At 35.2% G+C, this 26,417-nt stretch carries 27 protein-coding genes and 1 riboswitch; of the genes, 17 read left to right on the forward strand and 10 right to left on the reverse strand.

The window, feature by feature from the left end; all coding sequences use genetic code 11:
• The first annotated feature begins 369 nt into the window (after positions 1–369).
• Together BCER98_RS23345 and BCER98_RS05605 are read left to right on the forward strand one after the other, a co-directional pair.
• On the forward strand, positions 370–501 hold the full coding sequence (locus BCER98_RS23345; RefSeq protein WP_269147652.1) for a hypothetical protein: 132 nt from the start codon (positions 370–372) through the stop codon (positions 499–501).
• On the forward strand, positions 498–1,574 hold the full coding sequence (locus BCER98_RS05605; RefSeq protein ID WP_011984110.1) for a serine hydrolase domain-containing protein: 1,077 nt from the start codon (positions 498–500) through the stop codon (positions 1,572–1,574). The genes BCER98_RS23345 and BCER98_RS05605 overlap by 4 nt, the downstream gene beginning before the upstream one ends.
• 241 nt (positions 1,575–1,815) lie before the next feature.
• Here the strand turns inward: BCER98_RS05605 and BCER98_RS05610 are convergent, their stop codons facing one another.
• On the reverse strand, positions 1,816–3,246 hold the full coding sequence (locus tag BCER98_RS05610) for an IS4 family transposase (RefSeq protein ID WP_011984111.1): 1,431 nt from the start codon (positions 3,244–3,246) through the stop codon (positions 1,816–1,818).
• 204 nt (positions 3,247–3,450) lie between these two features.
• Between BCER98_RS05610 and BCER98_RS05615 the strand changes: the two genes are divergently transcribed.
• Complete coding sequence (locus BCER98_RS05615) at positions 3,451–4,272, forward strand: MFS transporter (RefSeq protein WP_011984112.1); 822 nt, start codon at positions 3,451–3,453, stop codon at positions 4,270–4,272.
• A gap of 427 nt (positions 4,273–4,699) precedes the next feature.
• Entirely contained in the window at positions 4,700–5,614 is a 915-nt protein-coding gene (locus BCER98_RS05620) for a phosphotransferase family protein (protein ID WP_011984113.1), read from the forward strand.
• Between the two features lie 442 nt (positions 5,615–6,056).
• Here BCER98_RS05620 and BCER98_RS05625 read toward each other — a convergent pair whose 3' ends face one another.
• From BCER98_RS05625 to phaQ, 7 genes are all read right to left on the reverse strand, one after another.
• Positions 6,057–6,890: a formate/nitrite transporter family protein gene (locus BCER98_RS05625; protein WP_011984114.1), complete on the reverse strand. Its 834-nt coding sequence runs from the start codon at positions 6,888–6,890 to the stop codon at positions 6,057–6,059.
• Positions 6,891–7,173: 283 nt separating this feature from the next.
• A complete protein-coding gene (locus BCER98_RS05630; RefSeq protein ID WP_011984115.1) occupies positions 7,174–7,977 on the reverse strand; it encodes a TerC family protein in 804 nt (267 codons plus the stop codon).
• A gap of 82 nt (positions 7,978–8,059) precedes the next feature.
• Positions 8,060–8,234, reverse strand: a riboswitch (yybP-ykoY riboswitch).
• Positions 8,235–8,272: 38 nt separating this feature from the next.
• On the reverse strand, positions 8,273–9,592 hold the full coding sequence (locus BCER98_RS05635) for a TrkH family potassium uptake protein (protein WP_011984116.1): 1,320 nt from the start codon (positions 9,590–9,592) through the stop codon (positions 8,273–8,275).
• Positions 9,593–9,702: 110 nt separating this feature from the next.
• On the reverse strand, positions 9,703–9,888 hold the full coding sequence (locus BCER98_RS05640; RefSeq protein WP_011984117.1) for an alpha/beta-type small acid-soluble spore protein: 186 nt from the start codon (positions 9,886–9,888) through the stop codon (positions 9,703–9,705).
• 134 nt (positions 9,889–10,022) lie between these two features.
• Positions 10,023–10,466 (reverse strand): MaoC family dehydratase, encoded by a 444-nt coding sequence (locus tag BCER98_RS05645; protein ID WP_011984118.1) that lies wholly within the window; start codon positions 10,464–10,466, stop codon positions 10,023–10,025.
• A 101-nt stretch (positions 10,467–10,567) separates the two neighbouring features.
• Complete coding sequence (gene phaP, locus BCER98_RS05650) at positions 10,568–11,092, reverse strand: polyhydroxyalkanoic acid inclusion protein PhaP (protein WP_011984119.1); 525 nt, start codon at positions 11,090–11,092, stop codon at positions 10,568–10,570.
• Positions 11,093–11,134: 42 nt separating this feature from the next.
• Entirely contained in the window at positions 11,135–11,587 is a 453-nt protein-coding gene (gene phaQ, locus BCER98_RS05655) for a poly-beta-hydroxybutyrate-responsive repressor (protein WP_011984120.1), read from the reverse strand.
• 194 nt (positions 11,588–11,781) lie between these two features.
• Here phaQ and phaR point away from each other — a divergent pair, with 194 nt between their 5' ends.
• The 4 genes from phaR to BCER98_RS05675 all read left to right on the forward strand — a co-directional run bounded on the left by phaR (position 11,782) and on the right by BCER98_RS05675 (position 16,051).
• Entirely contained in the window at positions 11,782–12,264 is a 483-nt protein-coding gene (phaR, locus tag BCER98_RS05660) for a polyhydroxyalkanoic acid synthase subunit PhaR (RefSeq protein WP_011984121.1), read from the forward strand.
• Positions 12,265–12,419: 155 nt separating this feature from the next.
• Entirely contained in the window at positions 12,420–13,163 is a 744-nt protein-coding gene (locus BCER98_RS05665) for an acetoacetyl-CoA reductase (protein ID WP_011984122.1), read from the forward strand.
• Between the two features lie 84 nt (positions 13,164–13,247).
• A complete protein-coding gene (phaC, locus tag BCER98_RS05670; RefSeq protein ID WP_011984123.1) occupies positions 13,248–14,333 on the forward strand; it encodes a class III poly(R)-hydroxyalkanoic acid synthase subunit PhaC in 1,086 nt (361 codons plus the stop codon).
• Positions 14,334–14,701: 368 nt separating this feature from the next.
• Positions 14,702–16,051, forward strand: coding sequence for a TrkH family potassium uptake protein (locus BCER98_RS05675; RefSeq protein ID WP_011984124.1), 1,350 nt, complete (start codon positions 14,702–14,704; stop codon positions 16,049–16,051).
• Positions 16,052–16,089: 38 nt separating this feature from the next.
• Here the strand turns inward: BCER98_RS05675 and BCER98_RS05680 are convergent, their stop codons facing one another.
• Positions 16,090–16,425: a DUF3905 domain-containing protein gene (locus BCER98_RS05680; RefSeq protein ID WP_011984125.1), complete on the reverse strand. Its 336-nt coding sequence runs from the start codon at positions 16,423–16,425 to the stop codon at positions 16,090–16,092.
• A 151-nt stretch (positions 16,426–16,576) separates the two neighbouring features.
• On the opposite strand from BCER98_RS05680, the gene BCER98_RS22405 reads away from it, so the two are divergent.
• The 9 genes from BCER98_RS22405 (at position 16,577) to cbpA (ending at position 25,575) form a co-directional block, all read left to right on the forward strand.
• Positions 16,577–16,729: a hypothetical protein gene (locus BCER98_RS22405; protein ID WP_011984126.1), complete on the forward strand. Its 153-nt coding sequence runs from the start codon at positions 16,577–16,579 to the stop codon at positions 16,727–16,729.
• A gap of 342 nt (positions 16,730–17,071) precedes the next feature.
• Positions 17,072–18,151, forward strand: a complete 1,080-nt coding sequence (locus tag BCER98_RS05690; protein WP_041809548.1) for a putative 2-aminoethylphosphonate ABC transporter substrate-binding protein — start codon at positions 17,072–17,074, stop codon at positions 18,149–18,151.
• Positions 18,152–18,166: 15 nt separating this feature from the next.
• Positions 18,167–19,168, forward strand: a complete 1,002-nt coding sequence (locus tag BCER98_RS05695) for an ATP-binding cassette domain-containing protein (RefSeq protein ID WP_011984128.1) — start codon at positions 18,167–18,169, stop codon at positions 19,166–19,168.
• A complete protein-coding gene (locus BCER98_RS05700) occupies positions 19,169–20,926 on the forward strand; it encodes a putative 2-aminoethylphosphonate ABC transporter permease subunit (protein ID WP_011984129.1) in 1,758 nt (585 codons plus the stop codon).
• A gap of 15 nt (positions 20,927–20,941) precedes the next feature.
• Positions 20,942–21,736: a phosphonoacetaldehyde hydrolase gene (phnX, locus tag BCER98_RS05705; RefSeq protein ID WP_011984130.1), complete on the forward strand. Its 795-nt coding sequence runs from the start codon at positions 20,942–20,944 to the stop codon at positions 21,734–21,736.
• A gap of 14 nt (positions 21,737–21,750) precedes the next feature.
• Positions 21,751–22,848 carry a 2-aminoethylphosphonate--pyruvate transaminase gene (gene phnW / locus BCER98_RS05710; protein ID WP_011984131.1) on the forward strand — a complete coding sequence of 366 codons (1,098 nt, stop codon included), beginning with the start codon at positions 21,751–21,753 and terminating at the stop codon, positions 22,846–22,848.
• 165 nt (positions 22,849–23,013) lie between these two features.
• A complete protein-coding gene (locus tag BCER98_RS05715; RefSeq protein ID WP_011984132.1) occupies positions 23,014–23,796 on the forward strand; it encodes a DeoR/GlpR family DNA-binding transcription regulator in 783 nt (260 codons plus the stop codon).
• Between the two features lie 410 nt (positions 23,797–24,206).
• Entirely contained in the window at positions 24,207–24,836 is a 630-nt protein-coding gene (locus BCER98_RS05720; RefSeq protein ID WP_011984134.1) for a class II aldolase/adducin family protein, read from the forward strand.
• A 115-nt stretch (positions 24,837–24,951) separates the two neighbouring features.
• Entirely contained in the window at positions 24,952–25,575 is a 624-nt protein-coding gene (gene cbpA, locus BCER98_RS05725; protein WP_011984135.1) for a cyclic di-AMP binding protein CbpA, read from the forward strand.
• A gap of 31 nt (positions 25,576–25,606) precedes the next feature.
• Here the strand turns inward: cbpA and BCER98_RS05730 are convergent, their stop codons facing one another.
• Positions 25,607–26,377, reverse strand: coding sequence for a divergent polysaccharide deacetylase family protein (locus BCER98_RS05730; RefSeq protein WP_011984136.1), 771 nt, complete (start codon positions 26,375–26,377; stop codon positions 25,607–25,609).
• Positions 26,378–26,417 lie beyond the last annotated feature (40 nt).

The following is a 26,417-nucleotide window of genomic DNA, read 5'->3' on the forward strand; positions in this document are numbered from 1 at the left end:
ATTAAAGATTCCAGTTATTTGGAACGGAATCTTTATCCTGCAAAATTCCCCAATCTTGACCATAGCTTCTCTACTCCATCATTATCGTTTTGAAACTATTGGCTGTTATTTTCGGGGAATTTGGAACTGTTGTTATAAGGGAGTTTACCACCGTTACTAACATCTACAAAATATTATTTCAGTTAGTTGCATATTTTTTACTGTAGAATGAATTGTATAAGCGTAAATTTGTACCGAATTATTTGGAGAATGCTAGTGAGTGAGGCCATAAGTTAAACTAGAACACGTCAATTTATAAAAAATTTCACAAATCGACCATGTATCTCAATTTTTTGCGCTTACAATGAATTTCTGAGGAGGAAATTGACTATGATGGATTGGAATAAGGGGAAAAAACAGATTGAAAATACGTTTAATGGCACGATATTGCTTGCACAAGATAAAAAATTCTATTACAAGGTGCCTATGGAGAAGCTTCTATTCAAACACATGCTCCAATGAAACTCAAGCAACGTTTTAACTTAGCTTCTGTATCAAAACCCCTAACAGCATTAGGTATTTTACTATTAGTGCAAGAAAATAAAATCAAATTAGATGATGATATTAACAAATGGTTTGCAAATTTACCTTATGATAATATTACTGTACGCCACCTTTTACAACACACATCAGGTTTACCTGATTATATAGAATTGTTTGCTGATCATTGGAACGAATCAACATTTGCTTCAAATGAAGATGTGCTACAACTCTTAACTCAATATGCACCACCTCGGCTCTTTGAAGCAGGTGAACAAATGGTATATAGCAATACAGGGTATGTATTATTATCCCTGTTGATTGAGCGTGTTACGAATAAGAGTTTTTCTACGTATATGACTGAAGCGATCTTTAATCCATTAAATATGAAACATACAACAGTAACTTCAACTACTTTTATAGAGGAATATCCTTGTGAAATTGCACAAGTATATGTATATGATGTTTATAGTGGCAAACATATTAGGCCTGTTGAATTTGAAGAAACTAGGGATACTGTTTATTTAGATTATATTACCGGTGATGGAGGAATTTATTCAACGGTGGAGGACTTATGGAAATTAGGGCGTGCTGTCATTTGTGCGCAACTTTGGAATAAAGAATTGCTTGAACAAGCTTTTACTCCATCAACTCTTTCGGCAGAACAATCTTTTCCTTACGGTATGGGATGGATGATATATGAAGATGAACAACTGGGAACATGCGTGTCCCATACTGGTGGTTGGCCAGGCTATGCAGCCACCTTTAAAATTTTTCTTCAATCTAAAACAATCTTTGTCTTTTTACGTAGTAAAGAGCAAGGATTAACCTACGAACAAGCGATTGAAAAGGCACTAAAAACAAATGAATTAATCTTACCAAAAAAACCTAAGCAACTGAAAGCTATACATTTATCAACTGAATTATTGGAAGGATATGTGGGAAAATACTATTTACAAGAGAATCCTGAATATGCGATTGAGGTGGTATTACAACCCAATAATCGCTTATATATATTTACCAAATACAATGCCAATGGAATTACATGCAATTAATGAGAATGAATTTTTTTTACGTAGTATAGAAGTTTTAATAACGATTAAACAAAATATATTAACTGTTATTGACGGAGATCAAAAAACGATCGCAATAAAATAGTATGAAAGTGGGGGAGTATCACATGCCCATCAAGCTAACCAAGTAACTTACTAGATATGGAACGATCCTTGGTTCAAAACTAATAATTGATAGAAAAGTAGGCATACTAAAGAAGCCTATTAAAATCTGATTTTTTCGCTAGGCAGCTTGTCTATGCTTCACCGTCGTTTTATACACAATCCCTAGAATATCAAAGACGGTCATTTTCTTATACCGATGACATTTACGACCGTTCTTTTTGAGCAGTAGATAAAGACGATGCAAAATTTTCAAAAGTTCTTCTGTGCCACCGGCTATCGCTTGAAACAGTAACGGAAAGTAATCTTTAATCATATAAATCGCTTTGTATTCACTCAGCTCCTGCTTTGTTTTTTCAAGCAGAAACTGTCGCATTTGAAACATCGTAGAAGAACAGAGGAGAATGCCGATGAGTTGTCCATATAAATGGCACTCTAGGCGTTCTCTTTTAATATTTTTACATTCATCAATTTCAAAAAATGACTTCCACGTTTTAAACAAAATTTCAATCTGCCAACGAAGTGAATACAGTGAGTGCACGTAGTTCATTGGTACTCCTTCTAGAGACGTGTTCGTGATATATACATTCATACCCATTAAACGTTTACTTTTATCCTTCATGACAATGCCTTTTTTCTTTTCACGTATCGCTTGGTTTTTCAGGCGTGTTTGCGTTTCATCATCGGTTAAACGATGGATAATGACACGTGCTGGAAGCTTCTGATTTTGTCCAATGTATGCCTCGGAAATTTCTATTGTTTCACCAGGGATTAGGCTCGACATTATTTGTGTCATATCAAGCTGTATGTATTCTGTTTGCTTTTTTAACGTGCCGTTGTTGAAGTATTCTGGCTCAGGATTCTTGATATAAATGCGTGTATTCAGCTTCAACCGCGAGATATAGTAAGCCTCTTTATCATGAATAGTTTGTAAGTCTCCTAAATCGAAGTAACCAAGATCACGTAAACACAAATCGCCCGCCCCTACGGTTTCAAGGCAGATGGTACCGTATGTTTTATCATTATTCTTTCCTGGCCCAAGCTGCACGTTAAGAAATTGACCACTAAGTAAATCATATTCCAATTGGATTTTCACGCCTGCCGTATTACTACTTCCACCTGAACCTTGATAGTCAGTGGCGAAATGGTCAGGCAGTTGAAACACTGTTGCATCTAAAATACGGATACGATTGAAAGTAGAGATCATGTGTGCAGAAAGTGAGTGATTTGAACAGAGTTTTTGTTTGAGAAGAGAAGTAAAGACTTCTCGAAGAAATGCGACAGCTGCTGGATTAAAGCGTTGATTCAATCCTTCTGAGCTCATCAGTACTCCAGTTGAAGCTTCTAACTGACTGCACAAATGTGTAAGTGATGCGCTGGCGACTTCTTGACTGAGCCATACGCAAAGGGCAATGAGTTCGTTCGCTTGATACTTACTAGATCGCTGTACAAAGCCAACTTGTTTGGCGATATCTTGTAGGACTACTGGAGATAAAAAGTATTGTAGCTCTTGTGCGAAAAGATTCAGCTCATTTGAAATAATAGGATTCATTAAAAACACCATCCTTTCTCATAAACTTCTTACGATAAGCATAGCGTTTTTCTATTTTGAGGATATGATTTTAACTTCGCTTGACGGGCAAGTGGTGAGATACCTTATAAGAATAAATTATAAATATAGATAAATAAATTGTAATTTACTCTATTGAAGTGATGCACCTAAAATGAAGATAACAATTATATAAGGGATAATTTTATGAATAATAAATTGAAATATTTATTAGGGATTAGCATTACCGGATTTGGGGATGGAATTCAACAAATTGCCTTGCTATGGTATATTTTTCATTTAACAGGACAAGCAACTTCTATCGGATTAATGATTGCAATTTATTATATACCAAGTATCATTTTAACACCTTTTGTGTCTGTTTATGTAGATCATCATGATTCTAAAAATATTGTTGTTCTAACAGATAGTATTCGATTTGTACTTGTTTTAATCATGGCAATACTTATTTTCATAAAATTTGAATCAGTATTTATTTTTTACATTATGCAATTCTTATTAGCAGTTTGCTACACTGTTTACAAACCTGCATCTTCTGCATTTATTAAGGAAGCATTCTGTAATCATGATATACCATTTGTTATATCAAAAGCATCTTCATTAAATGAAGCAGCATTACTAGTGGGAACTGGTATATCTGGGTTATTTCTAGTTAAATTTTCTTTAGCCACTAGTTTCTTTATTAATTCTGTAACATTTTTAGTTGCGGCCATTTTCTTTTCTTCTATAAAAAGAATGAACCCTAAAAAAGTAAAAAATACAAGAATATCCTACCTTGCAGAATTAATATCGGGATGGCGTTTTATTAATCAAACAGAAGGAATGAAGTACTTACTGTTTTTATCCATTTTGAATAGCATTAGCATACAAATGACAACAACTTTATTATTACCTCTTGCAGAACAGTTTGAAGGAGGTAGCGGGCTTTACTCAATATTTGAGATAGCATTTTCAGTAGGAGGAATTATAGCAGGCTTGATTGCTATCTATTTTTTAAAAAAAGTTTAAACATAAAGTTATTTTTATTACGATGATGGGTATGGCAACCTCTTCTTTTTTATTATATTTGAATGACTATAAAACAACGGCCGTTATTTGTATATTTATAATGGGGCTATTTACCATGTCGCATTTGATTATCGTGCAAACGTTAATACAGTTAAATACTACAACAGAATATATTGGTAGAGTAATAGGCTTAAGAACAATTCTAGCATCATTTGTTAAGATATCTTCTGCTCTGTCGACTGGTATTTTAATAACTCATATGGGAGTGAATAATATTTTACTTTTATTTTCTATCTTAATATTGGCTAGCTTTATTACGATTGGAAATATAAAAAAACACATGTATTAAAATGAAGGGAAATACATCTGGAAGATTATTCAGAGATGCTATTACGGGTTGTAAATAACTTGCGAATCGAGGGGTAAAATGGTTAATATACGTTCGAAAACAGAAGAATTAAGGGCGAAATTAAAAACTATATTGAATCGAGAATATAAAGAATTGGCTGTTCAGGAGTTAAAAGTAATAGGAAATGGAGTACAAAATATTGTGTTCCGAGGGGATTCGGAAAAAGGACCTTTAGCATTTCGAGTACCTTGGGAACGTGAAGTGAAAAATATAAATGAAGGGTTGTTTAATAGTCGAATCTCATTGCAAAAGGAAGCGGAGCTTTCTAAGTTTTGTAATTCTAAAGACATTCCAGTGCCAAAGGTTCACGGACTGCACCTTTCTACAGAACTTGATTTTTTAATTTCAGATTACCTGGCTACTGATCATATTCAAATTTCTGCGTACAAAATAGGAGAAGTAGTTAATAATCTCCATAATATGCCAATTGAAGATTTAAATTACCAACATAGGACTAGGAAACCATCTAGTAAGTATATAGCTGAACGTCTCGTAAAAAGAGTAGAAGGATTTAATAAAATTACACATTGCGATATTGAATTTCCTGATATATCGATAATCGAAGAGATTCTTAAACAAGCAGATCATGTAAAGAAATTATTACATATGGACATTCGACCAGCAAATCTAATTGGATATAACGGAGAAGTTAAGGCGTTGATTGATTGGGATAATGCTCTAATTGGTCACCCGCTGCTAGAACTTATGAGGATAGCTGAAACTAATGAAATTGATTGGTATGAATTTAAAGATGGATATAAGAATAAAGATATCTTTGAATCTATGCCTCGTATTGTCAGCTTATTTTATCAGCTTGATACAGCGGTAATGCTTGCAAATCTGTTTATAGCGCAACTGAAAATAGAGGAAAAAGGCATATTCTATAAAGAGCGTGTGAAAACACTTCATAATGAAATACATAGATATTTATAAAAATAAATAAAAGATGCTTTGACATAGGAGGCCACTACATCGCCATCAAGCTAAAAATATGAATTTCCCCAAAACAATAAATACGAGCAAAATGCACAAAATTTTCGTTCTGGGGGTAATATGAGATTTTAACTTGATGGGCATGGGGGAGTATCAACAAAACGCGAATTTCGTATCCTAAGCAATTTTTTACATAGAAAAAGCCGATTTCCTGTACGTTAGGGGATCATCGGCTTTTATTTTAAATATTTAGGACTTGGTTTCAGAGGCAAGACTAGGCATTAGTACGGACTGATTGCCATAGGCTACAACTTCCTCAAACAGGCGAAAAAACAGCTTGTTTGAGGAAGGAAATCAAAAAAATAACAACCCCCCACAGAGAAAGTACATTTTCTCTGTGGGGGGTTAGTCATTGAAAGGAGCTTTTGGGACAGCCCTTTCATTAATGTTTCATATGAGCTTGTAAAGGAATGATTTCCTCTTGAGGAGCAACTTTACCAGCTTTTTTTGTTCCGCTCGTTAAATAATGATATACCATACCTACAAAGACGGATCCGCCAATGATGTTCCCGAGTGTTACGGGAATTAAATTGTGAATGGCACCAGCAAAACTAATTGTATCAGAGTGTGGTGATAGTAAAGATAATGCAAATAATGATAAGTTTGCAATGCTATGCTCATAACCGGATAGGAAAAAAGTAAAAACAAGGAACATCATAACAAGAATTTTGGCTGTATCACCTTTCACTTGAGACGGAAGAAAACAAGCTAAACAGACAAGCCAATTACATAAAATACCTTTAAAGAAAAGCTGAATGGTAGGTGTTCCCATTTTGATTTCCACAACTTTATTCATCAAATGTTCATGATCGATTGTTTCAAAAATTCCAGTTGCATAAAATAATAATGCAAAAAATAATGCCCCTGCTAAATTGCCTGCATAACAAGTAATCCAGTTACGAAATGTATCGGAAATAGTTGTTTTGTTTCTTAAAGTGGAGACTGTAAAATACATTGTATTTCCTGTAAATAATTCAGCGCCACCGTATATGATTAATACGAGTGCAATACCGAAAAACATAGAAGCAGCTAAATAAGTTGCCGGAGAATTTTCTATACTGAAGAAATTACCTAATTTAAAACATAGTACAATAATAAAGCCGATATAAACGCCAGCAAGTGCAGCGCGAATGAAGTATTGCATTAAATTTGTGTCTAGCATTTCTTTTTTTTTCTGAGCAAGTTTTACAACGTAAGTCAATCCGTGTTCTAGCATAATAATTGCGCTCCTTTGTGTAAATACTCTTTATATGAATAAAGTACATGGATTCGATTCCATTTTCAACAAAATTGTGAAACGTTTCACAAAAGGGACACATATTAAAACAAAGAGTATAAGGATTAATATGTAATTTATTCGCTATTTGCGGACATTCAGATGAATAGTGAGGGCTCATAGTCAGTTGAGGATAGGAGACAATTGCCATTGATTCCAGTTGCGCTTTATGTGAGAAAGTAGGAAGGGTAAGCTTGTATAATAAATGAAAAAAGCGCTGTGATTACAACGCTTTTTCATCAAAATTCTTTTGTATAGTGTTTGTTTTTGTATCTTTGGAGAAGAACCAACCACCAGCTGCAATTCCAACTAGTACAATCCAGAATCCAATTTTCCATGGAGCAGATTCAGGGAATGAATGAGGGAGAATCCCTAAAGTTGGGTGTGCTAAGGTGTAAACAGCAAGTTTTACCCCAACCCAACCAACAATCAAGAAGGCAGCTGTTTCTAGTCCTGGCTTCCGTTTTAATAAGTGTACGAAAGCAGAAGCAGCAAATCGCATAATGATTAGACCAATTATACCGCCGGCAAAAATAACAAGGAATTGACCAGTATCGAGGCTACCGATTGTACCTAATCCTGTTTTTGGTAAAGTCATTGCCAATGCAACAGCAGCTAAAATAGAATCAACTGCAAATGCGATATCAGCAACTTCGACTTTAAATACCGTCCACCAAAAGTTTTCTTGTTTTTTCTTTATGTTTGCATCTTTTTTCTTCGTTTCTTCATTTGTATGCTTTCTCATATAAGTTTTGAACAAATGGTTACCTGCAATAAACATTAAATAAATGGCACCTAGCGCCTGCACTTGCCATACATCAACTAAGAAAGAAATGATAAACAGTGATCCAAAGCGAAATATGAAAGCACCAGCTAATCCATAAAATAATGCTTTTTTTCGTTTTTCTTCGGGTAAATGTTTTACCATAATGGCAAGAACAAGTGCATTATCTGCTGCTAAAATCCCTTCTAATGCAATTAAAATAAGTAATACCCAGCTGTACTCCAAAAGTAATGATACATCCATACACATTCTCCTCTCATTTGTATAAATCCTAAACGAGTGACGAAAATCCCCACAGTTTAGTTTCCCCATACTCCTACCTATCAGCGGTAGAAGAATCTGGAAAAGAATGCAAAAAAGACCTCTGCCGTTGGTAGGCAAAGGTCTTGCTAGACATATGTAATGAAAATGCCAACAAAGCCGGAAGAACTAAGTTCTACGTAATGACGACTTTGTTTCCAAGAATTATTTCTTGGACGCTACTCCCCTTTGGAGATATGTTATTGTAGTTATATTATATGAGGGATGGAATTGGTTGTCAACCTGTTAAAAGATCTTCGTTTGGATATTTTATTTTTTTTTGCTTTTTACGTGCAAAGGAAAAGGCTAGTGTTAGTGGACCCATCTTTCCAAAAAACATCATAAATATAATAATAAATTTTCCAATGACCGTTAGCTGCGGTGTAAGTCCCATGCTTAATCCAACGGTTCCAAATGCCGAAAAAACTTCGAATGCACTCATGAAAAGAGGGGTTTGTTCAGTAATGCTTAAAATAAGTATGGAAAAGAAAATAAATGAAATGGATATGACAGTAATTGTTAAAGATTTAACGATAAGAGTATCTTTTATCGATTTTTTAAAAATAACAATATCATCTTGTTCTTGAAGGAACTTAAATACACCAAATAACATAATTAAAAAGGTTGTTAATTTAATACCACCTCCCGTAGATGCACTACCAGCCCCGATAAACATAAGTAGCATCATGAGTAAAAGAGAGGGGGTGGAGAGCTGTGCGATATCAACTGTATTAAAACCAGCAGTGCGTGTCGAAATGGCTTGAAAGTAGGCAGCTAATGTTTCTTCAAATGGTGTAAATCCTTTCATGGAGATAGAATTATGAAATTCAAATATAAAAATTAAAAGTGTTGCAATAATATTAATTATAAGAGTAGAAGAGAGCATAAGTTTAGAATGTAAGGTCAGTGTTTTAAAACTCTTTTTTCGTTTTATGTCCACGATGACTGTAAAACCCATCCCTCCTAAAATAATTAAAGTCGAAATAACAATATTCACAAGAATACTGTGAGATTGAGACATTAAATTGTCACTCCAGATGGAAAAACCGGCATTATTAAATGCAGAAATGGAGTGAAACAAACTATAATAGACCCCTTTCTTTATACCATATTTAGGAATCCATTCGAACGAAAGAAAAAGAGCTGCGATACACTCAACTGTAAACGAAAATATAAACAAAGATTTGACAAGGCCGATTACACCGCCAATATTCGTTTGATTTAATGCTTGTTGGAGTAATATTCGGTTTTGAAGTCCAATTTTTCTTCCTAACATAATCGCAATGAATACGGCAAAGCTCATAATACCTAGTCCACCGACTTGAATGAGAAATAAAATGACACATTGTCCAAATGTAGTGAATATTTTCCCTGTATCTACAACACCTAGTCCAGTAACGGTACAGGCAGAAACAGTTGTAAATAAAGCATCTAGCCATGAAATAGAAGTTGTTGTTGAAACGGGGAGTTTTAATAAGCATGTTCCAGCAATGGAGAGCATCATAAAAGATAAAATGAGTACACGAGGTGGGCTCATTTTCATATTAATCTGTTTCATGTACATCTGTCCTTTCAGTGTGCTCTCTGTAGTATGTGAAGAAGAAATATAATGTATGTCTAAAAAGAAAAAGGCAGAATCTCTGCCTTCTAAATCCAAACAGTATAAAATTATCCACGCAATTGTTGTTGTGCTAAAGAAACAAGACGTTTTGTTACTTCGCCACCGACAGATCCATTAGCACGAGCAACTGTATTCGATCCTAAGTTTACGCCGAACTCTTGCGCAATTTCGTATTTGAATTGTTCCAGCGCTTGTTCAGCACCAGGAACAAGTAATTTATTTGTTTTTACCATTTATACACACATCCTTGTCTATAATCCAGTTTGGTAACTGGTATCGTTATTGTATGTGTTATAGAGCCAGTCATACGCGGAAGTAATCGGAGGGATTAGTAGTTCTTGGATATACAAAAGGAGTAGCTCATTTGCTACTCCTTTTTGAGTATCGTTGCAGTTCCTTCGACAACAATAACATTTGATTGGTTATATATGTTTGTTTGCAATGTAATGATTTTTTTATCATCACGTTTTTTTATCACTTCTACTATAACGCGTAATGTATCACCAATTTTTACAGGTGCACGAAATGAAACATTTTGCGATAAATAGATGGTATTTTTACCTGGCAATTGCGTACCGAGAACAGTAGAAATAAAACCTGAAACAAGCATTCCATGTGCGATACGCTCTTTGAAGATTGTTGTTTTTGCAAAGGAATCTAGTATATGAATGGGGTTGACGTCCCCAGTTAATTTTGCAAAAGCAAGGATATCTTCATTTGTAATCGTTTTGGTTAATGAAGCTTGATCGCCAACTTGAATCTCATCGTACTGAAGCTCTTGAACGGATTGTGCTTCTTGAAATAGATTCATGTGATCCTCCTTCTTTTCCATATCGAAAAATGTAAGCCATCTAGATGCAATAGGAGGAAGAAAGAGTTTTGTTTGTTTAGCAGTAAGCTGCCACATTTTTCTTATTTGATGGAAGTAAATAGATTTTTGGAGTTTTCCTCGAACTTTTTTACAAGTTCCAGTTGTGTAGACTTGAACTCCGTCAAAAAATCATCTAATTGTTTTTGAAGTTCCTCACGCTGAAGTTGATGTTGCTCAATAAATTGTTTTGTTGTTTCCTCGAATTGACCGCTTGTTTGTGTAAGAATAGACAGTGATGTTTTTGTAGGAGAAACAGTAAGTTGATGAATGTGGTTAGAGAGTTCATTCCATTTTTCTTGCCACTCATGAATTTGATCATTTAGAGAATTGCCTGTAAGTTGGTTCACATATTCTGTATATTGGCTGTTCCATTGAGCAGTGAATTGTTGAAGTTCTTTTTCTAGTTCGTCAACTCCTGCTGTTAGTTTATGCAAAGCGTCTTGTTGTTGTTTTAATATTTCTAATGTAAGTTGTTCTAATTGTTTTCCCGCTGAAGAAAAAAGGGAAAGCGAATGTGACCAATTTTTCCAAAATGCATCGATAAGTTCATATGGTTTAGTTTCCATAGTTTGACCTCCAAATGTTTTTTTACATATTGTGAACGCAGATTATTCTGCTGTACCACCAGGTGAAGATGAAGAATTTTTTTCATCCTTGTCTGGAGAAGTAGAAAACGGAAAGAATGCATTGGTGTATAAAGTGAAAAATGTTCGCAACATATTTTGGTAATGTTCAAAAGAGGTCGCGCATGTTGCTAAATATTGCTCTCCATATTCCGTTAAAGAGTAGATACGTTTTGCTGGCCCTCCTTCACTTGTATCCCAAGTTGAAGAAATAAGATTTTCTTTTTCTAATTTGCGTAATGTTCGATAAACATTACCTTGATCGATAGAAGAAAAGCCGATGTCCATTAGCATTTGAATGAGTTTGTAACCGTGAAGACTCCAGTCTTTCAGACAGAGAAGTAAGAAGGGAACTAAGAAGTTTTTTGGCATGGAGTTTGGTTGTTTTGCTGAGATTTTTTCAATACTTTCTTGTTGGTCTGGTTCATTATGTAGCATGATTGTACATCACCTCATGAATCAGTTAGATGGAATTTTTTGCTTATAAGTGCAATTTACACCTATCTGTTTCTCATGTCAATACATTTATTGGAATAAAAAAGTAAAATACAGACTTGAAGTTTTTTTTATAATATCAGAAAATAGTGAATAGGTTGAATTGTTTCAAAAACGAATAAAGGAGTGTAGGAGAAGTGATTGATCAAAAATTTGATCCACTGCAAACATGGAAAGAGGTTTATGAAAAAACAGAAACGTTTTGGGGAAAAGCATTAAATGAAACAATCAAAACAGAAGAGTATTCTGCTTGGATGGGAAGCGTTCTAGATTTGAACTTGTTTTATCAGAAAATGTTAAATGATGTAACGAAGGGCTATTTAGAAAAAGTAAACATACCGACTCAAGAAGACATTGCTAGGGTAGCAACACTTGTTATTAACTTGGAAAATAAGGTTGATAACATTGAGGAAATTCTAGAGGAAAAAGCAGAAACTTTAGGCCAATCTCCTACGCTAAAACGTGATGTGACAAAAGTGAAACAAGACATTCGAACTTTAGAAAATAAAGTTGATAAAATTTTAGAATTATTAGAAAAACAAAATGAAACATTAGCAAAATTACAAGACCCTGTGAAGGAAGAGACAAAAGCACAAGTGAAACCAGAAAATAAAAAATAAGGAATAGGCGCCTTGTTTATCAATTTCAAAAAAGATGGGGAGAACTTTCTTGAGATTGTGTAAACGGCGAAAACATACTATATATAGGATTTTTTGAATAAGTACCAAATGGAGTTATTAACTATTGTTCACAATTCATTAAAGGGGGAAAAGAAATGACTCAATTAAATGGAAAAGTTGCAATTGTAACAGGCGGAGCAAAAGGAATTGGGAAAGCAATTACGGTGGCTTTAGCAAAAGAAGGAGTAAAGGTTGTTATGAATTACAATAGCAGTAAAGAAGCAGCTGAAAATCTTGTAAATGAGCTAGGAACAGAGGGTCATGATGTATATGCAGTTCAAGCTGATGTTTCAAAGTTAGAAGATGCAAAGCGCCTTGTAGATGAAACTGTGAATCACTTTGGTAAAGTAGATATTTTAGTTAATAATGCTGGTATTACAAGAGATCGTACGTTTAAAAAGTTGAATCGTGAAGATTGGGAGCGCGTCATTGATGTGAACTTAAGTAGTGTATTCAACACAACAAGCGCAGCGCTTCCTTACATAACAGAGTCTGAAGGTGGAAGGATTATTAGTATTTCTTCTATTATTGGACAAGCAGGCGGATTCGGTCAAACGAACTATGCCGCTGCGAAAGCAGGTATGATAGGATTTACCAAATCGTTAGCGTTAGAGCTTGCGAAAACAAATGTAACAGTAAATGCAATCTGCCCAGGTTTTATTGATACTGAGATGGTTGCAGAAGTACCGGAAAATGTTCGTGAGCAAATCGTTGCGAAGATTCCAAAGAAACGATTTGGACAAGCGGATGAAATTGCAAAAGGCGTTGTGTATCTGTGCCGAGATGGAGCATATATTACAGGGCAGCAATTAAATATTAATGGCGGATTATATATGTAATGAAGCGAGAAAAAAGTGCATATCCATAGCAGGAGTGCACTTCTTTTTTGAAGAAGGAAATTAATCGAAAAGGGAGATAGAAAAATGACTACATTCGTAACTGAATGGGAAAAACAATTGGAGTTATGCCCAGAAGAGTATCGAAATGCATATCGTCGTTTGAAGAGAGCAAGTGAGGTTTTATTGCGCGAACCGGAACCGCAAGTTGGTTTAACGCCGAAAGAGGTCATTTGGACAAAGAACAAAGCGAAATTATATCGTTATATTCCAAAGCAGGAAACGACACATTCAGTTCCTATTTTATTAATATATGCTTTAATCAATAAGCCGTATATTATGGATTTAACACCAGGAAACAGCTTGGTAGAATATTTAGTAGATCGTGGTTTTGATGTGTATATGTTAGACTGGGGAACATTTGGCTTAGAGGATCGTCATTTGAAATTTGATGATTTCGTATTCGACTATATTGCAAAAGCAGTGAAGAAGGTAATGCGAACTGCAAAATCGGACGAGATTTCATTATTAGGTTATTGCATGGGCGGAACGTTAACTTCTATTTATGCAGCACTTCATCCGCACATGCCGATTCGCAATTTAATTTTTATGACAAGTCCGTTTGATTTTTCTAATACAGGATTATATGGTCCTTTATTAGATGAAAAATATTTTAACTTAGATAAAGCTGTTGATACATTTGGAAATATACCTCCAGAGATGATTGATTTCGGAAATAAAATGTTAAAACCAGTTACAAATTTTGTAGGGCCGTATGTAGCATTACTGGATCGATCAGAAAACGAAAAGTTTGTAACAAGCTGGAAGCTGGTTCAAAAATGGGTGGGAGATGGAATTCCATTCCCAGGAGAAGCATATAGACAATGGATTCGTGACTTTTATCAAAAGAATAAACTAGTAAAAGGTGAGCTTGTTATTCGAGGACAAAAAGTGGATTTAAAAAACATTAAGGCAAATGTATTAAACATTTCTGCTAGACGTGATCACATTGCTTTACCGTGTCAAGTAGAAGCATTGTTAGAACATATTTCTAGTGTGGATAAACAATATGTTTGCTTGCCGACAGGACATATGTCTATCGTATATGGTGGAACAGCTGTAAAACAAACATATCCAACCATTGGGGAGTGGCTTGAAGAGCGCTCTCAATAAAGTGAAAAAATCCAGCTAACGGTAGCTAGCTGGATTTTTTCTATGACATGATGAACAGTGAAGTATTTTACATTAGCATGTGGTTCTTTACTTTTACTATGAGAGCTTTACTGTCCTAAAATAGCGGGATGAAAGGAACGAAACGAATATAGAAGTATAATCAAAAAACGGCAAAAGTGAGAATTTGTTTTGAAGTAAAGGAAAGAGTATACCTTGTTATTCGCTATTGGAAAATGATATGATATGTGATGTGTTTATTGTTAGTCGCGGTGCAGTAGGGATGTACTACGTATATTAGGAACAAACAGGGAGAGGAAAATAATTTTTTCTTTATTTAATTGATGGAAAAAAGGTAGCGAAGTGATGGAATGAAAGGTATAAAGAAATTTTTACAAAAATTACGACCAGTGCAGCTTATCGTTTTCTTTTATTTTATAGCAGTCATTGTCTCGGTAATTCTCTTAAGTATGCCCTTTGTTATTAAACCGGGGGTAAAGTGGACGTTTATAGATGCGTTGTTTACATCGGTTAGTGCTGTAAGTGTTACAGGACTTTCAGTTGTTTCAATTCCCGATACATTTAATACAGTGGGGATTATTGTTTTAGCTTTCGTTTTACAATTAGGCGGTTTAGGAATTATGGCGCTTGGAACGTTTCTTTGGATTTTAACAGGTAAAAAAATTGGTTTACAACGTAGACGATTAATTATGGCCGACCATAACCAAGGAAATTTATCTGGCCTTGTTGAATTGATGCGATCTATTTTGATTGTCATTATTTCAATAGAACTCGTCGGTGCGCTTCTTTTAGGAACGAGGTTTTTAAATTATTTTTCAACATGGCAAGAAGCCTATTTTCATGGTTTTTTTGCTGCAATTAGTGCGACAACAAATGGTGGGTTTGATTTAACAGGTCAATCGCTTATCCCTTATCAAAAGGATTATATTGTACAAATCATTCATATGCTATTGATTATTTTAGGAGCAATCGGTTTTCCGGTATTAATGGAAATAAAGCAGTACATAAGTAAGAGGAAACATCAATTGTTCCGCTTTTCATTATTTACAAAATTAACGACTACGACATTTTTTGCGCTTATTGTTGTTGGTACGATCGTCATTATTTTATTAGAGCAGGACCGATTTTTCACGGGAAAGTCATGGCATGAAACATTGTTTTATGCATTGTTTCAATCTGTAACGACAAGAAGTGGTGGATTAGCGACAATGGATATAAGGGACTTGTCACAACCAACACTACTATTTATGAGTGTGTTAATGTTTATCGGTGCTTCGCCAAGTTCAGTTGGAGGGGGAATACGTACAACAACTTTTGCAGTTAACATTCTTTCTTTATATTCATTTGCAAAAGGTGGAAGAACGGTGCGTATTTTTAAACGCCAATTACATGAGGAAGATATTTTAAAAGCATCTGTTGTGATGACGATGGGCATTTTATTATGTGCCTCAGCATTATTTATTTTATCTATTACAGAAACAGCACCACTTATGAAATTAATTGTTGAAGTTTGCTCAGCCTTTGGAACGACCGGTTTATCGACTGGTATCACATCAGATTTAACAACTGTTGGAAAATGTGTCCTAATTGTTCTTATGTTTATTGGACGTGTAGGGATTTTAACCTTTATTTTAGCAAGCGGTGGAAGAGAACAGCCGCCACGCTATAAATATCCGAAAGAACGAATTATCATTGGATAACTTGAAACCATTCTACCTAAGGAGGCAGAATGGTTTTTTTAATCGTGAATCCCAAATTGTGGATGCATAAATATATCTTCTGTTTTTTGGGTTTTATTTTTTAATAACTTTTGGTTTTCTTCTGAAATCCATCCGATGTCATTCGTTGGGTGGATCCACTCTTCACCGGCCATAATAGCAGGGTCAATGTCATCGCTCCAATGATTAAGAGGACTGTTTGGTGAATTGTATTGACTGTCCCCAATGACAACACCATATTGATTAGTAAAAGGCTCTTGCATCTTTTTTCCGCTTCCTTTATAGGACGGAAAGTTTATTTGATGCGGAAGCGTTTCGTCTAAAATTGGTGATTGAATTTTTGATGCTTTCTTCAAAGTAATCCTTCCTTTTTTTATAATGAGCACAATCATATATAGTCTTTCCGCGAGTATAGTATTTTGTACATGTTAACACTTCCCAGTTATAAAATGAAGTAGTCTCCTTAATCTATTAGAGTAAAGACTTTTCATAAGGAGGCTGAAATGTATGGTAAAGCGAAAAGTAAAACAACATGCAGCAGTCAATCATAATAAAACACCAAAAGAAAGTTTGCCCGATGCAGAGTTTGCATTAGAATATGAAAATGAAAATCCAGCGAAATATGCGAATCGTAATTCAAAAAAAGGGAAGCAAAAATAAAGCGAAACTTTAATTAGTGGAGGTTTATCCTCTGTTGATTCGTAGTGCTTATGAATTGGACTTTTAAGAGCCTGCCGTGGGTGGGCTCTTTTACAAATATTGTTTTTATTATGGGACATTTTTTACAAATGCCTCATTTTTTTGTGGGATTTTAAATGTTTTTTTAATTATTTGTAAATTTATTGTTTTAAATTGACGAAAAAGTCCGGAAGAACATTGAAGTAGCAACGTATTGCACAAATAGACACAACAAACAAAAGATTAATGTTGGTTTAATACTCCTTTTACACTAATAGTTTATATTTGAATTGTACATAAGAAAAGTTAAAGGAGAGGGAAACAGTGAAAAAAATGTTTTGTAAAGCGGTGACAGCGGCGATGACATTTTCTTTATTAATGGGCTGTGGAGCTGCAAAAAAAGAAGCCACTGCTGATGCGAAAGCAAAGGATGATAAATTGTCTGGGACATTAACTGTTTACACAGCGATTGAAGAAGAGCTTGTACCAACTTATCTTAACTCTTTTAAAAAAAAATATCCGGATGTGAAATTAAATATCGTTCGTGATTCAACGGGAGTTATTACAGCGAAATTGTTAGCAGAAGGAAAAAATACAAATGCGGATGTCGTATGGGGAATGGCAGCGTCTAGTCTTCTTGCTTTAGATAAGAAAGAAATGTTAAAAGAGTATTCTCCAAAAGGTGTAGATCGTGTTCTTCCTCAATTTAAAGATGATAAAAAGCCGGAGAAATGGGTTGGAAATACAGCTTTTATGACAGGCATTGCAGTGAATAAAGAGGAATTGAAAAAGAAAAAATTACCGATGCCAGCATCATACGAAGATTTAACAAAACCAGAATATAAAGGAACGCTTGTGATGCCGCACCCAGCTTCTTCAGGCACAGGATTTCTAACAGTGTCTGCATGGTTGCAAATCATGGGTGAAGAGAAGGGATGGGCTTACATGAAGAAACTTCATGAGAATATAGCAACTTATACGCATTCTGGTTCAAAACCGGCAAAATTAGCAGGTGCTGGGGAGCATCCTGTCGGTGTATCTATGATTTATAGCGGTTTGAAGGAGAAACAAAAAGGTGCTCCGATTGAAGTCGTTCTTCCAAAAGAAGGTCTAGGCTGGGAAGTAGAAGCAAATGCACTCATTAAGAAAGAGGACGCTAAAAATGAAAAGCTTGCCAAAGCCTTTTTAGACTGGGCCATTACAGATGATGTTATGAAATTATATTTTGAGAAAAATGGATTTGCAACAATTAAAAATGATTATAAACTTCCAGATGGTTTTCCAAAAAATGTGACCGATAAGTTGTATAGAGAGAATGATTTTAAATGGGTTGCTGAAAATCGAGATAAAATCTTAGAGCGCTGGGAAAAAGAGTTTGGACAAAAAGCAGAAGCGAAAAAGTAAGTGGGAGAGAAGAAAATGAGCGAATATTTATCCATTCAACATATTCAAAAACAGTTTGATACATTTACGGCATTAAAAGATATTTCTTTTACAGTGAAAAAGAATGAATTTGTTTGTTTACTTGGACCGAGTGGTTGCGGGAAAACGACATTACTTCGAATTTTGGCTGGTTTAGAAGAACCTACAGTAGGTAGTATTACGATTAACGGAAAAGATATAACGGCGTTGCCTCCTGGAAAACGAAATGTAGGAATGGTCTTTCAATCCTATGCGTTATTTCCGAATTTAACTGCACTTGAAAATATTGAGTATGGTTTGAAAGCGAAACGATATCCAAAACTAGAAATCAAGCGAAAAGCAATAGAGGCATTAGAGCTTGTTGATTTGTTGAATGTGAAAGATAAATATCCTGCTCAAATGTCTGGTGGACAACAGCAACGAGTGGCACTTGCACGCGCACTTGCGCTGTCTCCAGATATTCTGTTGCTTGATGAGCCATTGTCTGCACTTGATGCAAAAGTGCGTGAGAAATTGCGCAGGGAAATGCGAGAATTGCAAGAAAAAGTAGGTGTGACAACAATTATGGTGACACATGATCAAGAAGAAGCATTGACAATGGCTGATAAAATTGTTGTCATGAATCATGCTGAGATTATGCAAATTGGAACACCAGAGGAGATTTATCAAAAACCAGCTAATCCGTTTGTAGCAGACTTTATTGGTTCTATCAATTTCTTTTCGCAAAATGATAGAAGTCAAGCCATTCGTCCTGAACATATAATGGTTGTGAAGGAGAATGGATTGAAAACAGTTGTCGAAAATATGGAATTTCGAGGATCTGTATATCGAGCGGAAGTACGTGTAATCGAAGAGGAGACACATCTTTATAATGAGAGAGTTGTTGTTGATATATTAGCGTCTGTAGCCGAAAAACAGCGCATTCAAAAAGGGACGACTTTACAAATCACTTTTTCAGAGAAGCATATGCTGTCGTATGGAAAGAAGGTCGTTGTTTAGATGGACATGTTAGAAAATCACAAAATAGAAATTTCTGAAAAAAAAGTCAAGCGAAGTATTGGGAAGGAAGAGGGGTTACAAAGGTTGCTCATTTTTGGCGTGCTTGTAGCCTTTCTAATCATGCTCGTTTTACCGCTGCTACAACTGTTTACACAAGCTTTCTATGATAAAGATGGTACATTTGTTGGCGTTGCAAATTTTAGTAAATATTTTACAACACCAACGTTAATTCAATCTTTACAGAATACGGTTTGGATTTCAGGAATGACAACAGTAATTTCCGTTACACTTGCTTTTATGTATGCTTATGCAATTGCAAGGACCAACGTTTTGGGGAAGCGAATATTTCAATACATTGCATTGTTACCATTATTCGCGCCGACGATGTTGCATGGTATCGCACTTACATATTTATTTGGAAATCAAGGATTAGTAACAAAGGGGCTATTTGGTTTATTTGAAGGGATTCAGATTCCGTTGTATGGTCCTGTTGGAATTACGATCGCTGAAGTTATTTACACATTTCCACAAGCGTTCCTTATTTTGTTCATTGCGTTTCAAGGAGCTGATTACCGATTACATGAAGCATCAAATATGCTAGGTGCGAGCAAGGTGAAACAGTTTTTTTCTGTTACATTGCCTGGGGTAAAATATGGATTAGTTAGCGCTATGTTCGTTGTATTTACACTGAGTTTTACTGATTTTGGCGCTCCTAAAATTGTAGGAGGGCAGTATAATGTGCTTGCGACGGATGTTTATAAACAAGTCATTGGACAACAGAATATGCCGATGGGGGCAACTGTTGGAATGATATTGTTACTTCCAGCCATATTTGCTTTTATGGTGGATCGGATTACGCATAGAAAACAGGAAACCTTTTTATCTTCCAAAGCCGTACCATACCGGATCACGCCAAATAAGACAAGAGATATCATTTCATTTATGTACTGCACCGTTATTACGTTAATGATTATTCTATTATTTGTCGCGGTTGGAGTTGCAGCAAGTGTGAAAGTATGGCCGTATAACATGACATTTACACTAGAACACTTCAATTTTTCAAGTTTAACAGGAGATGGAATAGAAGCTTTTAAAAATAGCGTAATCGTTTCATGTATTACAGCTGTCATTGGAGCAATTGTCACTTTTGTATTTGCTTACATCATTGAAAAAATTCAGCAGTTAGCGTTTTTTAGAAAAGTGGGGTATTTTTTCTCTATTATTCCACTAGCTATTCCAGGGTTAGTGCTGGGGCTTGGATATGTCTTTTTCTTTAGTCAGCCTACTCTTCAATTTTTAGGGTGGGAAGTAACAAATCCGTTTCATTCTTTATATGGCACGATTGCGCTTCTTGTACTGGTAAATATTATTCATTTTTACGCTGTAACATTTGTTACAGCGACGACAGCATTAAAGAAACTAGATCGAGAGTTTGAGCTTGTTTCACAATCGCTGAGCATTCCTTTTCACAAAATGTTTTTTAAAGTGACCGTACCGATGTGTTTACCAGCAATTTTAGAAATGGTGATGTATTATTTTGTGAATTCAATGGTCACAGTGTCAGCAGTTGTCTTTTTATATGCGGCTGATTTTAAATTAGCAGCTGTTTCAATTGTAAATATGGACGATGCTGGAAACGTGGCGCCGGCAGCGGCGATGAGTGTGTTAATTGTTGTAACGAATATTGTCGTGAGAGCGATTTATGAATGGGGAACAAAGGCTGTTCGCAGGCGAACATCATTATGGCAGAAAAGATAAAAAGGAGGACATTATATGAAAATTGAGGCTGTTATTTTTGACTGGGCTGGTACAACAGTTGATTATGGATGTTTTGCACCACTTGAAGTGTTTATGGAAATTTTTAAAAATCGTGGTGTTATGATTACGGCTGAAGAGGCACGAAGGCCGATGGGATTACTAAAAATTGATCACGTTCGTGCATTAACAGAAATGCCTCGTATACGTGGAGAATGGGAGCGAGTTTTTGGACAGTTACCAACGGAAGCAGATGTTCAGGAAATGTATGAAGAGTTTGAAGAGATTCTCTTTTCCATTTTACCGCGTTATGCAACGCCGATTTCTGGAGTGAAAGAGGTAGTGACTTATTTACGAAGTCAAGGAATTAAAATTGGTTCCACAACAGGCTATACAAGAGAAATGATGGATATTGTGGCAAGAGAAGCAAAAGCGCAAGGATATGAACCAGATTATCTTGTTACACCAGATGATGTCCCAGCTGGCCGTCCGTATCCATGGATGTGTTATCAGAATGCGATGCAACTTAATGTATACCCAATGAAGCATATGGTGAAAGTTGGAGATACAATTTCGGACATGAAGGAAGGAAGAAATGCAGGAATGTGGACGGTTGGTGTCATTCTTGGTAGCAGTGAACTTGGATTGACAGAAAAAGAAGTTGAAAGTATGGATTTGGTAGCACTTCAAGAGAGAATGGAAGTTGTCCGAAAGCGATTTATCGAAAGCGGCGCTCATTATGTAATCGAAACAATGAAAGAGTTACCTCAAGTAATCGAATATATCGAAAAACAAGAATTTATCATTTCTTGAAAGGAGCATAAATTATGAAGAATCATCACTATTTATTATTAACGCCAGGGCCATTAACAACAACAAAAACCGTCAAGGAAGTAATGCTATACGATTGGTGCACATGGGATACAGAATATAACGAGTTAGTACAAGAAATACGAAAACGTCTTGTATCATTGGCGACGAAAGAAGAGGAATATTATACAACTGTTTTCATGCAAGGAAGCGGTACATTCTCCGTAGAATCAGTTATTGGATCCGTGATTCCACAAGAAGGAAAGCTACTTGTTTGTACGAATGGAGCATATGGAAAGCGAATCGTTCAAATAGCAACAACATTACATATTAATGTTGTTGAGAGTTATACAAATGAATGGGAACCAACGAATCTTGCAGAAGTAGAAGAGATATTACAAAAAGACTCGGAAATTACGCATATTGCGGTGGTGCATTGTGAAACAACAACAGGAATAATCAATCCAATCGCTGATGTATGTCGGTTAGGAAAACAATATGGAAAAGTTACAATTGTGGATGCTATGAGTAGTTTTGGCGGAGTAGAAATGGATGTTGCTGATTTACAAATTGATTTTATGATTAGCAGTGCAAATAAATGTATTCAAGGTGTTCCAGGATTTGGATTTGTCATTGCAAAGCGTACGGAGTTAGAACAATGTAAAGGAAGGGCTCGCTCTTTATCATTAGACCTTTATGACCAGTGGGAAACAATGGAACTTCAAAATGGGAAGTGGCGTTTTACATCGCCAACTCATACTGTACGTGCATTTTATCAAGCCTTGCTCGAGTTAGAAGAAGAGGGGGGAGTGAAAGCGCGAAATACCCGTTACCGTAACAATCAACAAGTATTAGTGAAGAGAATGAGAGAAGTTGGGTTTGAGCCATTGTTAGATGAAGCATATCAGTCTCCTATTATTACATCTTTTCTATATCCAGGGGAAGGTTTTACATTTCAGCAGTTATATGAGGAGTTAAAAGAGCATGGATTTGTTATTTATCCTGGAAAAATTTCAAAGGTAGATACATTCCGAATTGGGAATATTGGTGATGTGTATGAAAGTGATATTCATCAATTAGTAGATTGTATTTCTGAAGGAGTTGTAATTGGATGAAAGTATTTTGTTTAAGCGTGCAAGTAAAACTTGTCGAGAAGCACATTTAGATTTCATACAATATTTATCTTTTGAAATGAAAAAAACGTATTTTGCATAAGAGGAATTCAGCATATAGAGCTGAGAAAAGGGTGCCTATATAAGTGAAAGAAACGAGGTGAAAGAATGTCTGTTGCTGGAGAAGAAAGAAAGCGTACTATTCTTGAAAAAGTAGAGTTTAAAGGAAAAGTGAAAGTGTCCGAACTAGCAAAAGAGTTTTCTGTATCAACCGAAACAATTCGCAGGTATTTAGAAGAATTAGATCGTGAAAAAAAGTTAAAAAAGGTGTACGGTGGTGCTGTTCAATTGCCAGGAGTAGGTACAGAACCATCTATGTTAGAAAGGGAAATGTTACATATAGAAGAGAAGAAGCGAATTGGCTATAAAGCAGCGACGTTTGTGGAAGATGGTGATGTTATTGTAATTGATGATGGAAGTACACCACTCCAAATGGTTCCCTATCTCATACACCGGAAAAATTTAACGATTGTAACAAGTTCCTTTCCAGTTGCAACACAATTGATTTCTTCTATTAATAAAAATATGTTTCATGGTGAAGTACTCTTTATTGGAGGGAAAGTATCTCCAAAGCATTCTCGTGTATCAGGTTCTATTTCACAGCAGATGATTCGCCAATTCCATTTTCATAAGGCTTTTATTTCAATCGATGGATTATTACCAAGTTTCGGAGCATCAAGTTTTGAACTGGAAAAAGCGAAGTTATCAGAGGCGATGATTCAATTAGCAGAAAAAACATTCATTCTTTGTGATCATACGAAGATTAGTGTGAAAGGAAATTATCGAATTGCAGGGTTTTCTCATATTCAACATGTAATTTGTAATAAAAGAATGCCGTATAGTTTTGAAGAAGAGATCGCTAAACATCATATTCGGTGGACGATTAGTTAAATATAAATTGAATTTACACATGAAAAATTGTATTTGTGCAAAAAAATGGACACATTTTCCCAACTTGTTCATATAATTTACCAATGAAAAAAAGTTGACTTGAGGAAAGAGGGGGACGAGAATGTCGGAACGCATATACAATAAATTAGTACTGTATGCTCATATATTACAGAAACTGCGGGTCATTAATGAGCAAGAAAAAAGTCAAATCCTTCAAATGATGGACAAAAAAGCCCTATGAGAAAGGGCTTTTTATTTTAGGCTTGATAGAATCCTCTCTTTTTCTAGATAGAGAAATCGTATTGACAAAAAAGCGTTCTCATGTAATAATTCAATTAAATTTTTGGAGTAATCAAAAAACAGTCTTTTTTACATAGAAATGATCGTGGGATTACCATGGGGGTGACGAAATGTTATTTTTTTTAAAGAAATGGAAAGAATTAAAGAATGTAAAGATGGAATTGGCACTTCGTGATTGGTTTTATGGAACAAAAATTAGTTTGTCTATGTGTACATCAAAAGAACCATTAACATTTTTAGTGAACATAGAAGGAAAGGATAAAGGTTTATTTGTTGATGAAGATTTTATTGTGGTAAACAGTATGTGTGAGCCTGTTTTTGAAAATGATCAAAAGCCGGCTATTGAATCCTTTATGCATGCTGATATTTATAAAAAAAGTAATGCGGAATGCATTTTACAAGTTCAGACAGTAGACAGCCATTTAATGTCAGAGCTATACGGGAAAGAAGGAGAAGTAACATTTGAAAAAGGGAGTGTGAAACGTATTTTTGGATCAGAAGGGATAGAAGAGCTAACGATTCCGATTGTAGAAAATGAAAAGGAATTTGCAGATTTATTAGAGGAGAGTGTTCCAAACTTTACAAAGGACGGGGGCGTTGTTCTTGTTCATAATTATGGAATGATTGTTTGGGGAAAAACACCAGAAGAAACAAAAAAATGGTTAGAAGGACTTGAATATTTAATGAACTATCATGTCAAGTTGTTAATGATTAAAGGGGTAAAGAGTTCGGTAATGTGAAATATTCCTTATTGATAAACTAGGCAATGAAAGCGTTTTAATATTAGTTTTACTCATAAAATATAGGTCTCCTTATTATATATAGATTACATGTTAATGTGAGGGGGAACATATTTTGCGAGTTAAATATCATTTTCTGCCGAAACAGCAGGTGTTTTTTTGTAAAAGCCATGATTCGGCAGAAAAAGCACTAAGTATAATGAATGAAAATGGATATCGGGCCATTCCTGTGTTAGCAGAAGATGAAAAACACTTTCAAGGAATCATTTATAAAGTAGATATTCTAGAACAAAAATGTGGAGGTGGAGGAAACGGAATATATGTAAAGGACATATGTGAGGATCAATCTGCATTTATTTTTGAAAAAGATTCTTTTTTTCGAGCGTTTTATATGATTAGACGTCTGCCGTTTCTAGCCGTTTTGAATGAATATAGTGAATTTGTTGGGATATTAACACATTCTAACATATTTGATGTGATTGAAGATTCATTTGGTATGCGAACAGGTGGGCATATACTTACAATTGCAACGCAGGATTGTAAAGGAACGATGAAAGAGATAGGAACAGTGCTAAAATCGTATCATATTGGGGGGCTATTGACATTAGATAATGGAGATCAATACATTCGTCGGGTGATTGTCAATATTACAGATGAATTACATGATAAAGCGCTCAAGCAATTAATAGCTAAGCTAGAGAAAAAAGGATTCCGAGTCAGTCATGTTGATTATATTTAAGAAAATAAGAGAACAGTGATACGCTGTTCTCTTATTTTTGCTTAGAAACAGGAGGAGATAGGACAAGATCAGATAGAAAAATGAAATCTGCATGTTCCCGTACTTTTGGAATGGTAGATTGGATTGCACGTGAAGTGGTTTCTCCTGGCGGTCCAACGTGGCCAATCGCTACGACAACAGGTGTTTTTCTTGTTTTTTGTAGAAGGAACTGTGCTTGTTTCAAAATGTGTGATGATGTATAGATGTCATCAAAAAACATTTGGTTTTCGATAATCGGAACATCTAGTTCTTTTCCAATTCTTGAGACGACGCTATTTGAATTGGTTTTACTATCCAAATAAAATAAACCATGTTTTTTACATACAGTGAGTATGATTCGCATAATTCGTTCATCTGCTGTCACTTTGGACCCCATATGGTTATTCATACCGATTGCATATGGTACTGCTTCAATTGCTTGTTCGATTCGATGTTTAATTTCATCGTCACTTAAATCAGTTGTAATAGCTTTCGGTCCTAACCATTCTTTTTTTCCATTTATCGGTTCCATTGGCATATGAATAATTACTTCATGTCCTTTTTTATGAGCGGCGATTGCATCTTGTTTAGTGGAAGGGAGAAAAGGCATAACCGCAACTGTAAGTGGGATTGGAAGAGATAACATTTCTTTCGTTCCCTTCATATTATTTCCAAAATCATCAATTACAATAGCTACTTTATTCGTATGAGCATGTATGTTGATTGGGAATATAAGAAATGGAATCAAAATGAATAATATAAATGTAATCATGTATTTACGCATATATGAAATTCCTTTCTATTTCATAAAATAAATCATCTTT

This window comes from Bacillus cytotoxicus NVH 391-98, from assembly GCF_000017425.1.
Taxonomy (GTDB): domain Bacteria; phylum Bacillota; class Bacilli; order Bacillales; family Bacillaceae_G; genus Bacillus_A; species Bacillus_A cytotoxicus.

What these genes read in the sequence shown, in the direction of transcription:
- BCER98_RS05730 (WP_011984136.1), bottom strand. Translation starts at nt 26,377, where the DNA reads ATGCGTAAATACATGATTACATTTATATTATTCATTTTGATTCCATTT.
- BCER98_RS05605 (WP_011984110.1), top strand. Translation starts at nt 498, where the DNA reads ATGAAACTCAAGCAACGTTTTAACTTAGCTTCTGTATCAAAACCCCTA.
- BCER98_RS05645 (WP_011984118.1), bottom strand. Translation starts at nt 10,466, where the DNA reads ATGAATCTATTTCAAGAAGCACAATCCGTTCAAGAGCTTCAGTACGAT.
- BCER98_RS05640 (WP_011984117.1), bottom strand. Translation starts at nt 9,888, where the DNA reads ATGGTAAAAACAAATAAATTACTTGTTCCTGGTGCTGAACAAGCGCTG.
- BCER98_RS23345 (WP_269147652.1), top strand. Translation starts at nt 370, where the DNA reads ATGATGGATTGGAATAAGGGGAAAAAACAGATTGAAAATACGTTTAAT.
- phaQ (WP_011984120.1), bottom strand. Translation starts at nt 11,587, where the DNA reads ATGCTACATAATGAACCAGACCAACAAGAAAGTATTGAAAAAATCTCA.
- phnW (WP_011984131.1), top strand. Translation starts at nt 21,751, where the DNA reads ATGAAGAATCATCACTATTTATTATTAACGCCAGGGCCATTAACAACA.
- BCER98_RS05615 (WP_011984112.1), top strand. Translation starts at nt 3,451, where the DNA reads ATGAATAATAAATTGAAATATTTATTAGGGATTAGCATTACCGGATTT.
- phaC (WP_011984123.1), top strand. Translation starts at nt 13,248, where the DNA reads ATGACTACATTCGTAACTGAATGGGAAAAACAATTGGAGTTATGCCCA.
- BCER98_RS05630 (WP_011984115.1), bottom strand. Translation starts at nt 7,977, where the DNA reads ATGGATGTATCATTACTTTTGGAGTACAGCTGGGTATTACTTATTTTA.
- BCER98_RS05665 (WP_011984122.1), top strand. Translation starts at nt 12,420, where the DNA reads ATGACTCAATTAAATGGAAAAGTTGCAATTGTAACAGGCGGAGCAAAA.
- BCER98_RS05720 (WP_011984134.1), top strand. Translation starts at nt 24,207, where the DNA reads ATGTTATTTTTTTTAAAGAAATGGAAAGAATTAAAGAATGTAAAGATG.
- BCER98_RS05620 (WP_011984113.1), top strand. Translation starts at nt 4,700, where the DNA reads ATGGTTAATATACGTTCGAAAACAGAAGAATTAAGGGCGAAATTAAAA.
- phaP (WP_011984119.1), bottom strand. Translation starts at nt 11,092, where the DNA reads ATGGAAACTAAACCATATGAACTTATCGATGCATTTTGGAAAAATTGG.
- BCER98_RS05695 (WP_011984128.1), top strand. Translation starts at nt 18,167, where the DNA reads ATGAGCGAATATTTATCCATTCAACATATTCAAAAACAGTTTGATACA.
- BCER98_RS05675 (WP_011984124.1), top strand. Translation starts at nt 14,702, where the DNA reads ATGAAAGGTATAAAGAAATTTTTACAAAAATTACGACCAGTGCAGCTT.
- phnX (WP_011984130.1), top strand. Translation starts at nt 20,942, where the DNA reads ATGAAAATTGAGGCTGTTATTTTTGACTGGGCTGGTACAACAGTTGAT.
- BCER98_RS05635 (WP_011984116.1), bottom strand. Translation starts at nt 9,592, where the DNA reads ATGAAACAGATTAATATGAAAATGAGCCCACCTCGTGTACTCATTTTA.
- BCER98_RS05700 (WP_011984129.1), top strand. Translation starts at nt 19,169, where the DNA reads ATGGACATGTTAGAAAATCACAAAATAGAAATTTCTGAAAAAAAAGTC.
- BCER98_RS05625 (WP_011984114.1), bottom strand. Translation starts at nt 6,890, where the DNA reads ATGCTAGAACACGGATTGACTTACGTTGTAAAACTTGCTCAGAAAAAA.
- BCER98_RS05715 (WP_011984132.1), top strand. Translation starts at nt 23,014, where the DNA reads ATGTCTGTTGCTGGAGAAGAAAGAAAGCGTACTATTCTTGAAAAAGTA.
- BCER98_RS05610 (WP_011984111.1), bottom strand. Translation starts at nt 3,246, where the DNA reads ATGAATCCTATTATTTCAAATGAGCTGAATCTTTTCGCACAAGAGCTA.
- BCER98_RS22405 (WP_011984126.1), top strand. Translation starts at nt 16,577, where the DNA reads ATGGTAAAGCGAAAAGTAAAACAACATGCAGCAGTCAATCATAATAAA.